12 protein-coding genes are annotated in these 13678 nt (G+C 41.1%); 9 read left to right on the top strand and 3 right to left on the bottom strand.

The window, feature by feature from the left end; translation table 11 throughout:
• Positions 1-15 precede the first annotated feature (15 nt).
• From ACOI22_RS13500 to eda, 4 genes are read left to right on the top strand one after another with little or no spacing between them, the layout of a single operon-like run.
• Entirely contained in the window at positions 16-1161 is a 1146-nt protein-coding gene (locus tag ACOI22_RS13500; protein ID WP_420672643.1) for an NAD(P) transhydrogenase subunit alpha, read from the top strand.
• Positions 1161-1454 carry an NAD(P) transhydrogenase subunit alpha gene (locus ACOI22_RS13495; RefSeq protein ID WP_420672642.1) on the top strand — a complete coding sequence of 98 codons (294 nt, stop codon included), beginning with the start codon at positions 1161-1163 and terminating at the stop codon, positions 1452-1454. Before ACOI22_RS13500 ends, ACOI22_RS13495 begins: the two co-directional genes overlap by 1 nt.
• A complete protein-coding gene (locus ACOI22_RS13490; RefSeq protein ID WP_420672641.1) occupies positions 1444-2820 on the top strand; it encodes an NAD(P)(+) transhydrogenase (Re/Si-specific) subunit beta in 1377 nt (458 codons plus the stop codon). Before ACOI22_RS13495 ends, ACOI22_RS13490 begins: the two co-directional genes overlap by 11 nt.
• A gap of 52 nt (positions 2821-2872) precedes the next feature.
• A complete protein-coding gene (gene eda / locus ACOI22_RS13485; protein WP_420672640.1) occupies positions 2873-3505 on the top strand; it encodes a bifunctional 4-hydroxy-2-oxoglutarate aldolase/2-dehydro-3-deoxy-phosphogluconate aldolase in 633 nt (210 codons plus the stop codon).
• Positions 3506-4066: 561 nt separating this feature from the next.
• On the opposite strand, the gene ACOI22_RS13480 is transcribed toward eda, so the two are convergent.
• The 3 genes from ACOI22_RS13480 to ACOI22_RS13470 form a co-directional block, all read right to left on the bottom strand.
• Positions 4067-5365: an MFS transporter gene (locus tag ACOI22_RS13480; RefSeq protein ID WP_420672639.1), complete on the bottom strand. Its 1299-nt coding sequence runs from the start codon at positions 5363-5365 to the stop codon at positions 4067-4069.
• Between the two features lie 34 nt (positions 5366-5399).
• Positions 5400-7715, bottom strand: a complete 2316-nt coding sequence (locus tag ACOI22_RS13475) for a chondroitinase-B domain-containing protein (RefSeq protein WP_420672638.1) — start codon at positions 7713-7715, stop codon at positions 5400-5402.
• A gap of 119 nt (positions 7716-7834) precedes the next feature.
• Positions 7835-8581, bottom strand: coding sequence for an SDR family NAD(P)-dependent oxidoreductase (locus ACOI22_RS13470; protein WP_420672637.1), 747 nt, complete (start codon positions 8579-8581; stop codon positions 7835-7837).
• A gap of 775 nt (positions 8582-9356) precedes the next feature.
• Here ACOI22_RS13470 and ACOI22_RS13465 point away from each other — a divergent pair.
• From ACOI22_RS13465 to mshL, 5 genes are read left to right on the top strand one after another with little or no spacing between them, the layout of a single operon-like run.
• Positions 9357-10340: a biogenesis protein MshI gene (locus ACOI22_RS13465; protein WP_420672636.1), complete on the top strand. Its 984-nt coding sequence runs from the start codon at positions 9357-9359 to the stop codon at positions 10338-10340.
• Entirely contained in the window at positions 10324-10956 is a 633-nt protein-coding gene (locus tag ACOI22_RS13460; protein WP_420672635.1) for a PilN domain-containing protein, read from the top strand. The genes ACOI22_RS13465 and ACOI22_RS13460 overlap by 17 nt, the downstream gene beginning before the upstream one ends.
• Complete coding sequence (gspM, locus tag ACOI22_RS13455; RefSeq protein WP_420672634.1) at positions 10949-11614, top strand: type II secretion system protein GspM; 666 nt, start codon at positions 10949-10951, stop codon at positions 11612-11614. The genes ACOI22_RS13460 and gspM overlap by 8 nt, the downstream gene beginning before the upstream one ends.
• On the top strand, positions 11604-12005 hold the full coding sequence (locus ACOI22_RS13450; protein WP_420672633.1) for a hypothetical protein: 402 nt from the start codon (positions 11604-11606) through the stop codon (positions 12003-12005). The genes gspM and ACOI22_RS13450 overlap by 11 nt, the downstream gene beginning before the upstream one ends.
• Positions 12002-13675 carry a pilus (MSHA type) biogenesis protein MshL gene (gene mshL, locus ACOI22_RS13445; protein WP_420672632.1) on the top strand — a complete coding sequence of 558 codons (1674 nt, stop codon included), beginning with the start codon at positions 12002-12004 and terminating at the stop codon, positions 13673-13675. Before ACOI22_RS13450 ends, mshL begins: the two co-directional genes overlap by 4 nt.
• The last annotated feature ends 3 nt before the right edge of the window (positions 13676-13678 follow it).

Below are 13678 nucleotides of genomic sequence, written 5' to 3'. Positions count from 1 at the left end.
ATTTAAGGATTTAATATGAGCATACTCGTGTTCGTTAAAGAACTCGCTGAAATAGAAAAGCGTTGTGCTTTATTACCTGACAACGTTAAGGCCTACAAGCGCTTAGGCGCAACTGTGCTGGTTGAGTCGGGAATGGGTTTAGGTTTAGGAATTAGCGACCAAGATTATAGTGATCTTGGCGCTGAAATTTATACTAATCGAGATGAAGCATTGCCTAAGGCAAATGCTGTGCTTTCAGTTAGGCCACTACCATTAGAAGATTTTGAAAAAACGGCTACTGATGTATGCAGTATTAGTTTTTTTGACCCCTTCGGAAACCCAAACTTAGACGCTATTTTAAAAAGTGGCCGTTCTACCCTAAGTATGGAAATGATCCCTCGTAGTAGCCGCTGTCAAAAAATGGATGCCTTAAGCTCGCAAGCAAGCTTAGCGGGATATGTCATGATGTTAAAAGGCATGTCTAACTTACACAAAACCTTGCCTATGATGATGACACCTGCTGGCACATTAAAGCCCGCAAAAGTATTTGTGATTGGCGCAGGTGTTGCTGGTTTGCAGGCTATTGCAACAGCAAAACGCATGGGCGCTAATGTAATTGCTTACGATACTCGCCCAGAAGTAGCACAGCAAGTGCAATCATTAGGCGCGAAATTCTTAGATATTGATTTAGGCCAAACCGGGTCTACCGACCAAGGTTATGCAAAGGCATTAACTGATGACCAGTTAGCTCTTCAGCAACAGGCACAAGCTGAATGTATTGCTAGTTCAGATATTGTAATTACAACCGCACAATTATTTGGCCGCAAGCCTCCTGTGTTAATCAACAATGATGTGATTGCTCAAATGAAGCCAGGTTCAGTCATTGTAGATATGGCATCTTTAGATGGCGGCAATGTTGAAGCTTCGGTAGCTGGACAAATTGTTGATTTTGAAGGTGTTAAAATTGTAGGTACAGGTGATTGGGCTGGTGAAGTTGCGCTAGATGCTTCACAAATGTATGCCAATAACCTATTAGCATTAGTACAAGATATTTGGAACGAAGAAGAAAAATCGCTCAATATTACGCCTGATGATGAAGTGCTTCAAGCTGCCTTGATCACCCATAAAGGTGAGCTCATTAACGCGATTATCAAATCACAATATTCTAAGGAGGAAGCGTAATGTCTTTCATCTATCTTGCAATGATTTTAGTACTGGCCATATTTTTAGGCTTTGAATTGATTCGTAAGGTACCTGCTACCTTACATACTCCGTTAATGTCAGGTGCGAATGCTGTTTCGGGTATTACACTTGTGGGAGCCTTTGTTTTCGCAGGCAATGATAACGACATACTTGCTCAGATATTTGGCGGTGTGGCTGTTTTTTTAGCCGCAATAAACGTTGTGGGCGGTTACTTTGTAACAGACCGCATGTTGTCAATGTTTAAAGGAAAAGGAGGCCGCAATGCAAACTGAGTTCATTATTAATGGTGTTTACGTAATTAGCGCCGCCTTATTTATTTTAGGTCTTAAATTATTAAGCCACCCAAGCACTGCCCGTAAAGGCAACTTGTTATCAGCATCAGGTATGTTTGTAGCCATTTGCGTGACCTTAATTGACCATCAAATTTTAAGCTATGAGTGGATAGCGGTAGCACTGCTGCTTGGTAGTGTTGTGGGCTTTATAACTGCGAAAAAGGTGGAGCTAACCTCTATGCCTGAGCTGGTAAGTTTGCTCAACGGCATTGGTGGCTTAGCCAGTTTAGCGGTTTCGCTGGCAATGGTGCTTACGCAATCTTTGCCTGTATACGTACTTATTATATTGCTTATTGCTATAGCTATAGGCGGCGTAACGTTTACCGGAAGTATTATTGCGTGGTCAAAATTAAGCGGTAAATTGAGTTCAATTATTAAAAGCAAAGCGATGGTATTTAAAGGCCAAGCACTTTTTAACTCTTTATTAATTGTTGCCATTTTTGCTATGGGTGTGTTCATGAGCTTAGAACCACTTAACATGGAATATGCGGCTATATTTGTAGCTTTATGTTTAGTGTTAGGCGTAATGTTAGTTATACCTATTGGTGGCGCTGATATGCCGGTAGTTATTTCACTACTTAATAGTTATTCAGGTTTAGCTGCATGTGCTGCAGGTATTGCAATGAATAATAACTTATTGATTGTAGCCGGCGCACTGGTAGGTGCCAGTGGTATTATCTTAACCAGTGTTATGTGTAAGGCAATGAACCGCTCGTTAAGCAATGTTTTGTTCTCAGGTTTCCAAGCGGTTACCAATAGCGAAATGAAGATTGAAGGCGAAGTAAAGGCTATGTCGAGCGAAGACGCTTACTACGTTCTTGAAGCCGCACAATCAGTTATTGTAATTCCTGGTTACGGAATGGCAGTTGCGCAAGCGCAGCACGCAATGAAAGAACTGCAAACACTATTAGAAGAAAATGGTGCCGAGGTTGTATACGGAATCCATCCTGTAGCAGGGCGTATGCCAGGGCATATGAATGTGTTACTTGCAGAAGCTGATGTGCCTTATGAATTGCTATTAGAAATGGATGACGTAAACCCTAGAATGGAAACTTACGATGTAGCCATTGTAATAGGTGCGAATGACGTAGTTAACCCTGCGGCACGTGAAATGGAAGGGAGCCCCATTTACGGTATGCCTATTATTAATGCTGATTTAGCCAAAAACGTATTTATTATGAAACGTGGCATGGCCTCAGGTTTTGCGGGCATTGATAACCCATTATTCTTTAAAGATAACGCTCGCATGATATTTGGTGATGCGAAAGAGTCTATTAACTCGATTATTCGTCAGTTTTCAGACTAACTTAATGCGTTTTACGTAAACACACAAACCACACTACAAGGAAATTTTTACAATGAGTACTCACACTACAATTAAAGAGATTTTTAGCCAGCAACGCTTGCTACCCATTATACAAGCCGACACTATAAGTGAAGGAATTGCCGTAACCGGTGCTATGAAGGATGCAGGGCTTACCGTGGTTGAAGTTGTTCTACGTAATGAGCAGGCTTTGGCCTTGGCTGCTGAAATAAAGAAAACGTATCCAGAGTTAATTTTGGGTGTGGGTACCGTTTACAACACAGCTTTGTTAGAAAAGGCATTAAATGCAGGTGCTGATTTTATCGTAACACCTGCAGTTACACCTAAGCTGACAGAAGCATTGATTGACTGCGGCAAGCCAATTTTACCGGGTGTATCTAGTTTAAGCGATATGGCTACCTTGTTAGAATATGGCGTAACGGAAATGAAGTTGTTTCCTGCTGAAGTGGTTGGTGGTGTAAGCATGTTAAAAGCGGTTTCTTCTTTGTTCAAAGAGGCGTCGTTTTGCCCTACTGGCGGTGTTTCGCCTAAGAACCAAAGTGAGTACTTGTCACAATCGAATGTGTTTGCAGTTGGTGGCACGTGGATGGTGCCTAAAGAAGCCGTTAAGAACGAGCAGTGGGCTGACATCACTAAAGCTTGTAAAGAGGCTATAGCAGCCTGCTAAGAGCGTAAAATACCGAAGGGGCAGTGCGAACTAAATCCAATTTAATTCGCACTGCCCCTTTTTCTGTTTTTCTTAACTTAATAAGTAAGGTCACTGCAGCGAAGGCTGCAAACTCCCAAACTATATGACTAAGTTCAACTGAAAGGGGACGCAAGGAGGTCGTGGCCTACGCCACGATGACGGTATGCTAAACAAGTGCGACATTTTCCTAATAAGTAAGGTCATTGCAGCGAAGGCTGCAAACTCCCAAACTATATGACGAAGTTTAACTGAAAGGGGGCAAGGAGGTCGTGGCCTACGCCACGATGACGATATGTAGCCACGATGACGATATGCTAAACAAGTGCGGCATCTTCCTAATAAACAAGGTCATTGCAGCGAAGGCTGCAAACTCCCAAACTATATGACTAAGTTCAACTGAAAGGGGACGCAAGGAGGTCGTGGCCTACGCCACGATGACGGTATGTAAGCCACTATGATGGTATGTAGCCACGATGACGATGTATATACGCAAAAAAATACCGCTATTAAAGCGGTATTTTATTATATAGAACAGAAAACTTATTTTGGATTCACAGGCTCTATTTTAGGGCATAGGAACGCAATACTGGCCATGGCGAGTAATGCTAAGCTAGCACCAATAATAAATACAACCGTATAGTTGCCATCAGCGGTTAGTGACGGCACTGCATATATAAGTGCGCCTGCGGCTAATTTAGCTGCCATACCGGCGAAGCCAGAAAGGGTACCTACGGTTTTTCCGCCAAATAAGTCACTTGGTAGCGTTTGTACATTACCTATAGCGGTTTGGAAACCAAACAATATGGTCGCCATAATAAGCACAGCTGCCACTTCACCACCTGGATCTGAAAGCATAACCAAAGCAGGGAGCATGATCATACAGCCGATGTAAATAACCAGTTTTCGGGTTTTATTCACTGACCAACCTGCTTTTAAACGATTTTGCGCAAGTAAGCCACCGAACCAAGCACCAAACATAGCACCTACATAAGGCACCCAACCGTAAATAACGAGGCCTTTAACGTCCATTTGATACACTTCAACCAAGTAGGTGGGTATCCAAACAATAAATAGCCACCAAATTGGGTCGATTGCTGCAGTGGCGATAATCACGCCCCAGCTTTGTTTGTGTGATAAAAGCTGACCGGTTGTTGGCGCATAAGAATCTTGTTTATTGCCATCAGCGTCAGTTGCCTCATTTCTTTGGCCCGTGAGTATGTATTGGCGTTCTTCATCGCTAATCCATGGATGTGCTCCAGGTGGCGCTTTCACAACAATTAACCATGGAATTAACCATAGCAAACCAGTTGCACCTACTAATACAAATATAACTTTCCAGCTAAAGAAAAGGGCAAGGTAACCAATAAGAGGAATTGAAATAATACCGCCAATTGCCGCACCTGAATTGAAAATACCTTGGGCTAAGGCACGTTCTTTTGTTGGGAACCATTCAGCGTTAGCTTTTGCCGCACCTGGCCAGTTTCCGGCTTCTGAAACACCTAAAATTGCACGAAATATACTAAAAGTAAGAATACCTTGCGCAAATGCATGCAAAATAGTGGCTAAAGACCATATACCAATAGATAACACGAAACCTATACGCGTGCCTACCCAGTCAAATATTTTACCAAATAAAGCCTGCCCGAAAGCATATGAGAACAAGAATACAATACTGATAATACCGTAAACTTCTTTAAGCTCAGCGTCGGTTTTGTCTGGATAAATTTCTTTACCCATAAATGGCCACAACACGCTGAGTGTTTGTCTATCTATGTAGTTGATTACGGTTGCAAGCGCTATTAGCACTATTACCCACCAACGTAAGTTATTCATTTTCATATTGACAGTATCCTTTTTACCACTTTATTTAGTATTATTTTTCTACACTATTTGCTTTAAATACAGCGGTAGATTCACCTTTAGTAAACACTTCAGTAACTACTGGCAAAGGTACCTTTGTAAACGTATTATTTTCAATTAAGGTCTGAGGCTCACCCACGGTATGGTCAATAGTAATGACTTGGGTGTCAGAAAATGTATTATTCAACAAATCAGTGTCTTGTACACCGTGAAGGTAGATTGAAGCGCCTAGTTTATTGCGCTTCCCGCCACCCACATTGCTTACTGTGTTGTTGCTAAAATAGAAGTGGGGGCCAAACGTACTCTCATCGGTACCGCCGCGATATACCTTCGCAATTGCGCCCTCAATATTTGTAAAGGTAGAGCCCGTAATTCTCACGTATTCAGCGTTGTAAATACCTAGGTCATCTTGCTCTTTGTCTAATCTTAAAATATCGCCTGTGATGTTTTCAAAATGGCTGTCTTTAATCACAATGTGATCAGCCATACTTCGGTAGCCAGCATCAAACACGTGGGCTGAATGGTTAACATCTAGGTTTTTAATCGTGACATTTAATAGCTCTAAACGGAAGTTAAGCAGCGTAGGTAATCGTGTGCTTCTAATTAAGACATTGCCTGATGAATCAGGTGATTTAGAACCATCAATCACTAAATTGCTTAACTGCAAATTGCCGCCATCTTCAAGCTCTAGCATTAATGAGCGAGTAGGGAGCAGTGTGACCTCAGCACCGGGTGCAGAGGCTATTGTCACAAGCGTGGAAACTTGAAGCTGTTTATTTAGCTCGTATTGTCCCGCGGCAAGCTCTATACGCGAACCCGAAGCAGCATTTTTAACAGCATCAATAAGGCTCGCGGCAGAATCTACAGAAACCACTTCGCCCGAGTTAAACTCAACGCTAGCAGGGGCTTTAGGGTACCAACTTACGCCTGTTTCAGATTTATCGATGGGCTTTAAGCTTGCAGCTGCACCTACATTCATTTCACTCGCTTTAGCGCTTACTAATAAGCCATTTTCATTTCGGCTAAGTGTTACGCCTTCAACGGAAAAACCATCGGCAATGTCGCTAGGGGCCGGCTGATTGCTTAAGTTATTGGCAAAACCTATACCTGATACATCATCAAATATTTTAAAAGGATGTGTGCTTTCATTAACCACGAGGTTGTTTTTAAAAGTACTGTTGATAGGTGTGGCTGAGCGCTCTGCATCGCTACCTGCAGCTAAATTAATATTGCTCACATTCACAATGGTGTTATTTTCAATAAGCGCTTTGTTTACTTGATGATAACGGTTAATAGAAGAATTAGGGACACCGTTCATTATTGTAAAACCGCCACCGAAGCGAATACCGGTTAAGCCTTCCATATAATTATTGCGAATAGTTTGTTCTGCATTAATTACACGAATACCGCCGGTGTGGTCTTTACCATTGCCGAAGAAAACATTGCCTTCAACTAGGTTTCCATTGCCGTGACGTAAAGTCAGCGTGCCTCGAGATTCAAAAAATACATTATTTCTAAAGACGTTTTTGCCAGATTTGTTTGAAATGATCTCTACTTCACCGTTAGCGCGATCAAAGTAGTTGTTTTCAACGGTTGTAAATGAGTCTGAAAGTGAATATTTACTGGTGCCTATGCGTAAAGTTTCACCGCCATTAGAGCCTAATATTGGACGTGGACCAAAATAGTTGTGGTCAATCTTATGATAATTCTCTTGGCTGCTTTCTGAATCAAGTCGAACCGCTAAGGTAACGCCTTTATTATTTTTGCCCACTAAATGGTTGTGGTCAAAGCGGTTATGTTGACCATATAAAGCCACCCAATAATCAGCATTAAATTTGTCTGGGTTTGAAAAGCCGTCAATAACAGTATTTGACACACGTGAATGGTAAGCTAGGTTTTTTGAGTCGCCTCTAAAAGAGATTACTGTGCCAGTGGGGCTATAACCGTTTTTAAAGACTAAGCCAGAAACCTCTAGGTATTCACCTTGCAGCGCTAAGCTTGATTGACCCGAAAGGATGACCTTGCCTTGCGTTTCAGCGCTTAGGCGAATAGGTTTATTTGCGGTACCTTTACCGCTAAGTAATATTTCGAAATCGTTATATACACCATTGGCAAGCACAATGTGTTGCCCTGGCGCTAAGGAGTCAGCGATTGCAAGAAACTCTGCTTTACTCTTCACCAATATTGTTGACTCACCATCGATACTTGATAAGGCCATAGATGAAGCCGGTTCAGGTAGCTGATTACATGCTGACAAGCTGGCGCCTAGGCCTAATATAACTGATATGGTACTAATGCGAAAAAAGGTGGGAAGGGTAGAGCGTTTCATAAAAATTGCCTTATCGATTTCGAAATACAACTAGTTCCTTAATTGTATTGCACTGCTAGAAAAGCAAAACAGTAAGGCAACATAATATACATTGCCTTACCGCTTGTTTGCTTAGACGCTTATGAGAATAATAAGCCGCCGTTAATGTCGATGTTAGTTCCCGACATATAAGATGCGCCGTCACCAGCTAAGAAAGCAACTAATTTGCCAACTTCTTCCGAGGTACCTTCACGCTTAAGGGTGGTAGCTGCAGCAACATTTGCACGCACAGCATCCTTAGTAAATGTATCGTGGAAACCAGTGCTAATCATACCTGGGCATACGCTGTTTACGCGTACTTTAGGACCAAGTTCTTTAGCTAGGCCACGTGTAAATGTCATAACTGCGCCTTTAGATGCAGCATATGCTACTGCTCCTGGGCCACCACCGTCACGGCCAGCCTGTGATGCGAACGTCACAATGCTGCTGCCATCAGCTAGGTGTGGAATAACTGCGTGAGTCATTAAGTATAAAGATGTAAGGTTTACATCCATAACTTTTTGCCAATGTGCTAGGTCCATTTCAGTAATGGTTTTACGGTCAATCAAGCCACCAGAAACATGTACAAGTGAATCGATTTTACCGAAAGCTTCTAATGTTGCAGCAACAGTTGCTTCAACATCTTCTACTTTAGTTAGATCAGCTTGCATCGCTTTTGCTTTACCGCCAGCTTCTTCAATTGTTTTTACTACAGCGTTTGCGCCATCAGCACTTGAATGGTAGGTAACTAAAACACTAGCGCCTTGCGCCGCTAGTTCAATTGCGCATGCTGCGCCAATATCGCGACCACCGCCAGCTACTATAGCTACTTTATCTTTCATTGACATGTTTCATTCTCCGTAGTGTCAAACTTTCATTTGTGATTTAAATGTTAGATTGATTTTAATGTTTAGTTAGTTATTTAATAAAAGTAAGATTAACCAATTAGCTCATTGCTAGTCAACCAATTAATTAATAATTTATTACCAATTGGTAGTACCAATTGAAAAGTGCGTTATATATCAATAATATACATGCTTTTCATACTTTGTGTGTAGTGCTTGGTTTTTTCAATACAAGTGGTATGACAATAATAGGCCCCGTATTGCTCGCTTAATTCCCTACTCCCTAATATTATACCTCATCAGTTTCTGTTTAAGTGTTTTACTAACGAATACTTTTTTGCACAATAGAATTAAATTTTTCACGCGTCGCGTTTAAAAAAAGCAGGGCAACGCAAACATCTAAAGTTAGCCTTAAGTATATACTTTTGTATATAAATATAGGGGCGTTACCTAGGAAATACCTACATTTAGCCTTGTTCATATTTTAAAAATAAGCATAAATACTCATCTTGAACAGACTTCCTACTACTTCAAAGCTCCGCTTATAACCTTGATTTACTAAATATTATTACACATTTCAGTTAATTAATTTTTGAATTAGCCGATAACTAAAGACAGACCAAGCTATGTTGTTGTGGCAAAGAAATTGCTTCACGGTCAAAAAAGGCAGATTTTTTGACACATAGAACAAACCAGGTTTCTCAATATAAGCGGTAATCATGAAAGGCAAAAGACGACATTACTCAAAAAGTCTAATGCATAAAGGACGCTACTGAATATGCGGATTAGTTGGAAAGAGTATTTAAAACAGAAGTTTCGACGGCCATCACCTTACAGCGCTGTAGGTATTGCTTATACCGCAGACCAAGTGTTGTTGTGCGCGCTTGCTTATAGCGATGGAGGCTATACTTGGTCACTAGATGCTAGCTTCTCTCATCAAAATTGGCAGAATGATTTAAAAGATTATGTCGTTAAAAATAAACTTACCGGCACGCCTTGTTTTTTTGCTATGTCTTCACATTGGTATCGAATTCATCAACTAGACCAGCCTGATGTTCCTCAAAGCGATATATTTAGTGCATTGCAGTGGCCCTTACAGGAAGCCCTTGGCGCTGATAAACCTATAGTCTATGACTACGTAAATATGCCGGTTCAAGTAGCGGGTCAAAATAAAGTCTTTGCGGTAGCGATTGCAAGAGATGAAGTCGAAAAATTGACGAGTGTTATTTTTGACGCGCAGTTAGATCTTAAAGGGATAAGCGTTGAAGAATTTGCAACCACGCACTTGGTAGAAAAACGCAGTGAACCCGTTATAACTTTGGTGCAAGAGCATGGTGAAGTGGTTGTTCTTAACATTATAAAAGACCAGCAACTTTATTTTAGCCGCCGTCTAAAAGGCTTTGAAAATATTGGTGGCTTTAGTGAGCGTGAATTAGAAATGGGAATTACTGACTCTATTTGCGTGCAGATTCAACGGTCTATGGACTTTTTTGAAAGTCAATTACGACAAGCGCCCATAAGACAAATTGTATTAAAACTGGACTCTCCTCATTTAGCATTTTTGTGTCAGCAAATTTCTAAGGATATGGGCGTTAACTGTGATGTATTCACTCCCAATATAGAATGTGCTGAAGGTTTAAATTTTAAAATGGCTAGTTTTAGTTGTTTAGGTGCGGCATATACTGGTGCGCAGTTATTGAAAAAAGACAAGGTTCCTGTTCGTGAAGCCAAAGAAGAGGTGTTAAATGAAAACGCACATTAATCTTCTTCATAGCGAATTCAAGCCTAAATTTGAGTTGGTTTGCGGCGCGAATTTAATGGGCGTGATATTTTTAGTCAGCTTACTGTGTGTTGTTGCATATTCTTGCTTGGTATATATGCAAGGAAATGTAGATGCGCTAGTGGCCGAAAAAAAAGCAAATATTGAAAGCCAACAAGAACGTCTTCAAGCCTTAACCGAAACCTTAACTAGCCGAAAAGCCGACGCCTCACTTGAAGTGAAACTGGCAAACTTAATGACGCAAAGCCAAGAGAAAAGTAGGTTGTTGGCAAATGTTAAACAGCTTAGTTCACTTCAGCAGCGCTCATTTTCTAATATGTTCGATGACCTTTCTAAGGCACACGCTACTGATTTGTGGTTAGAAAATTTCACCATTAGCCCAGGGGCTTTGAGCTTTAACGGTAAATTGGAAACCCCAAATGCCTTGCCTAAATGGATAGACAAATTAAGTAATACGGAATTTTTTAAAGGTCAAAAGTTTGATCTTGCGCGAGTAATGCGAGAAGAAGACGGGCTTAATTTTGAGCTAATAAGTACGCCTGCTAAAGCTGCAGAAGATGCTGCAACGCAAAATACAGGAGAGGCTGTATATGAGTAATTCTACGTCTAATGTGGGCATGCTGGGGCAGTTAGAACATCGCTTTGATGAGCTTGAAGCAAGAGAGCAAACTTTATTGTTTTGGGGCATTCCCATCACAATTATGGTTGTGGCTTTTCTTCTTTTTATTGAACCCCTTTATTTGGATATCCAAAAGCAGCAAAGCCAAATCAAAAGTTTAGACAGACAAGTTGTAATGGTACAGGCCAGCCTTTCAGAATTAGAGCGCGATGCGAAAGTTGACCCTAACGCTAATATTAAATTACAAATAAAAGGTTTATCAGCTCGCTTAGCAAAGTTAGACGCGGAATTTGATGGTGAACTATCGCAACTTATTGCACCCGAAACTATGCCTAGCTTATTAAACCAGTTGTTCGAACAAACCGATAAATTGCAAGTGCTGACGGTTACTTCAATAGCGCCGCAACTTGTATTTTCAGAAGACCCAAACGCTATGCCCATATTTAAGCACGGCATTGAAATAGTGTTTGAGGGCGGCTTTTTCGCCACCCGAGACTTTCTATTTGCGGCAGAATCGCTGCCATTCAAATTGTACTGGCAAAATTTAACTTACAAGGTTCAAGAACATCCGAAAGCCACTACCACGCTTTCACTCTTTACCTTAAGTACTAGCGAGGCGTTTATCAGTGTTTATTAACTTGAAAATGTTGTTTGGTAAACGAAAGTGGCTGGTTTCAGGGCTAACTTCAGTGTTGCTGTTAACTCAAATAGGCGCACAAGCTTTGCCGAATGGAAAGTTTAGCAGTGGCAAAAAAGATCCTACTAAACCCGTAAAAAAAGCACAGATGCTTGATGAGCCAGAGAAGCAAGATAGTGGCTTTAGCTTAACTGCGATTTTTAATCGTAACAATAATTACTATGCCGTAGTGAATGGACAGGTAGTAGCGACTAACGATGTTATTGCCAGCAAGCGAGTACTTAAAATTACGCCAACAAACATGATCCTAGAAGACACAGAAACCTCACAAGAGGCTATGGTGCTAGAACTATTCAGCACGAATAACGTAAAAACACAGGTGCAAAAATGAGTTATATTTCCTCAAAACAAGTGGTCTTTTGTTTTGCTTCAAGCTGTTTGCTTTTTAGTTGCAGTTCTCCTAAAAGCAGCCACGTTGAAGATTATTTAGCAACAGAGATTGCGGCTCAAGCTAAGCAACAAGAGCTTGACCAAAAACAAGACGCACTTACGCAAACGCCTGAATACGTATCAAGTACTTTGCTGCAGAATGAACAGGCAAATACTAGCACCAGTGCCGTACTTGCTGCGGAACGTTATGATATTAACGCCAACGCAGTAGACGCATTAAGTTTCTTTGCCGGCTTAGTAAAAGACACTCCGTTCTCGGTGGCAATTCATCCGAGCGTGAGCGGCAACATCACTTTAAATTTAAAGCAAGTAACACTTGACCAAGTGTTCTCACTTATTACTGACATGTACGGTTACCATGTTGAAAAATTAGAAACCATTTACCGAATTTATCCAGCTGGTTTACGCACCGAAACCTTCGCGGTTAACTACTTGATGATGCAGCGCGATGGAGCCACACAAACAAGTATCATTTCGGGCGGTGTTTCTCAAGCAAGTAACAACAGCAATAGCAGTAATAGTAGTAGCGGTGTGAATAACTTTACCGGCAACAGTAGTTCAGGCAATTTAAATTCAAGCAACAGCGGCAATAGTAATGGCACATCAATAAGCACCAGTAGCCAAACTAACTTTTGGGAAAACTTGGAAGAGAGTTTAACCACTATGCTGGGTGACAGCGCAGGGCGAAGCATTTTAGTTTCGCCGCAAGCAGGGCTTGTGACTGTAAAAGCGTTGCCGGATGAACTGAAAACAATAAGAGAGTTTTTACATACGTCTGAGCAAAATTTAACGCGCCAAGTGATTATTGAAGCGCGAATTTTGGAAGTATCTTTAAGTGATTCGTTTCAACAAGGGATTGATTGGAATGAAATTACCGCAAACCTTGGTAGCACCGATTTAACGTATTCCAGTTCGGGAGGCATACTAGGTAACACTATTACTTCAGCCTTAGGTGGAATATCAAGCCTTAGCTTCTCGAATAAAGACTTCTCAGGTGTGCTTAATCTTTTATCTACGCAGGGCAATGTACAGGTATTATCAAGCCCGCGAGTAACGGCGGTTAATAATCAAAAAGCGGTAATTAAAGTAGGTGACGATGAGTATTTTGTGACTGAAATATCAAGCCAGAATACCATTACATCAACCTCTACTTCGGTGATGCCTAACATTGAGTTAACTCCATTTTTCTCAGGTATTGCACTTGATGTAACACCGCAAATTGATAAAAACGGCAGTATTTTATTACATATCCATCCTTCGGTAATTGAAACTGAAGAGCAGGAAAAAATTGTAACGCTAGATGCTGAGCAATACATCTTGCCTTTGGCACAAAGTACTATTCGTGAGTCTGACACAATTATTCGCGCAAATTCAGGCGAAATAGTGGTGATTGGCGGGCTCATGCAATCAGTAAAAAGTGAAGAAGTTTCTAAAACGCCTTTACTTGGTGACATTCCATTCTTAGGTGGCATGTTCCAGAATGTAAGTGAAGTTGAAACGAAAAAAGAACTTATTATTTTACTTAAACCAACGGTGGTTGGTGTAAATACTTGGCAGCAACAGCTTGAAAGCAGTCGAGCACAAATGGCCGATTGGCTCTACGTGGAGTAAGGT

Origin of the sequence: Glaciecola sp. 2405UD65-10, assembly GCF_048820975.1 — a bacterium.
GTDB lineage: Bacteria > Pseudomonadota > Gammaproteobacteria > Enterobacterales > Alteromonadaceae > Glaciecola.
The sequence above is the reverse complement of the archived record's forward strand: the minus strand, read 5'-3'. Positions and strand labels throughout refer to the sequence as shown.

Bases quoted from the DNA above. Each gene is read 5' to 3' on its own strand.
- ACOI22_RS13500 (WP_420672643.1), top strand. From the start codon at position 16: ATGAGCATACTCGTGTTCGTTAAAGAACTCGCTGAAATAGAAAAGCGT.
- ACOI22_RS13495 (WP_420672642.1), top strand. From the start codon at position 1,161: ATGTCTTTCATCTATCTTGCAATGATTTTAGTACTGGCCATATTTTTA.
- ACOI22_RS13490 (WP_420672641.1), top strand. From the start codon at position 1,444: ATGCAAACTGAGTTCATTATTAATGGTGTTTACGTAATTAGCGCCGCC.
- eda (WP_420672640.1), top strand. From the start codon at position 2,873: ATGAGTACTCACACTACAATTAAAGAGATTTTTAGCCAGCAACGCTTG.
- ACOI22_RS13480 (WP_420672639.1), bottom strand. From the start codon at position 5,365: ATGAAAATGAATAACTTACGTTGGTGGGTAATAGTGCTAATAGCGCTT.
- ACOI22_RS13475 (WP_420672638.1), bottom strand. From the start codon at position 7,715: ATGAAACGCTCTACCCTTCCCACCTTTTTTCGCATTAGTACCATATCA.
- ACOI22_RS13470 (WP_420672637.1), bottom strand. From the start codon at position 8,581: ATGTCAATGAAAGATAAAGTAGCTATAGTAGCTGGCGGTGGTCGCGAT.
- ACOI22_RS13465 (WP_420672636.1), top strand. From the start codon at position 9,357: ATGCGGATTAGTTGGAAAGAGTATTTAAAACAGAAGTTTCGACGGCCA.
- ACOI22_RS13460 (WP_420672635.1), top strand. From the start codon at position 10,324: ATGAAAACGCACATTAATCTTCTTCATAGCGAATTCAAGCCTAAATTT.
- gspM (WP_420672634.1), top strand. From the start codon at position 10,949: ATGAGTAATTCTACGTCTAATGTGGGCATGCTGGGGCAGTTAGAACAT.
- mshL (WP_420672632.1), top strand. From the start codon at position 12,002: ATGAGTTATATTTCCTCAAAACAAGTGGTCTTTTGTTTTGCTTCAAGC.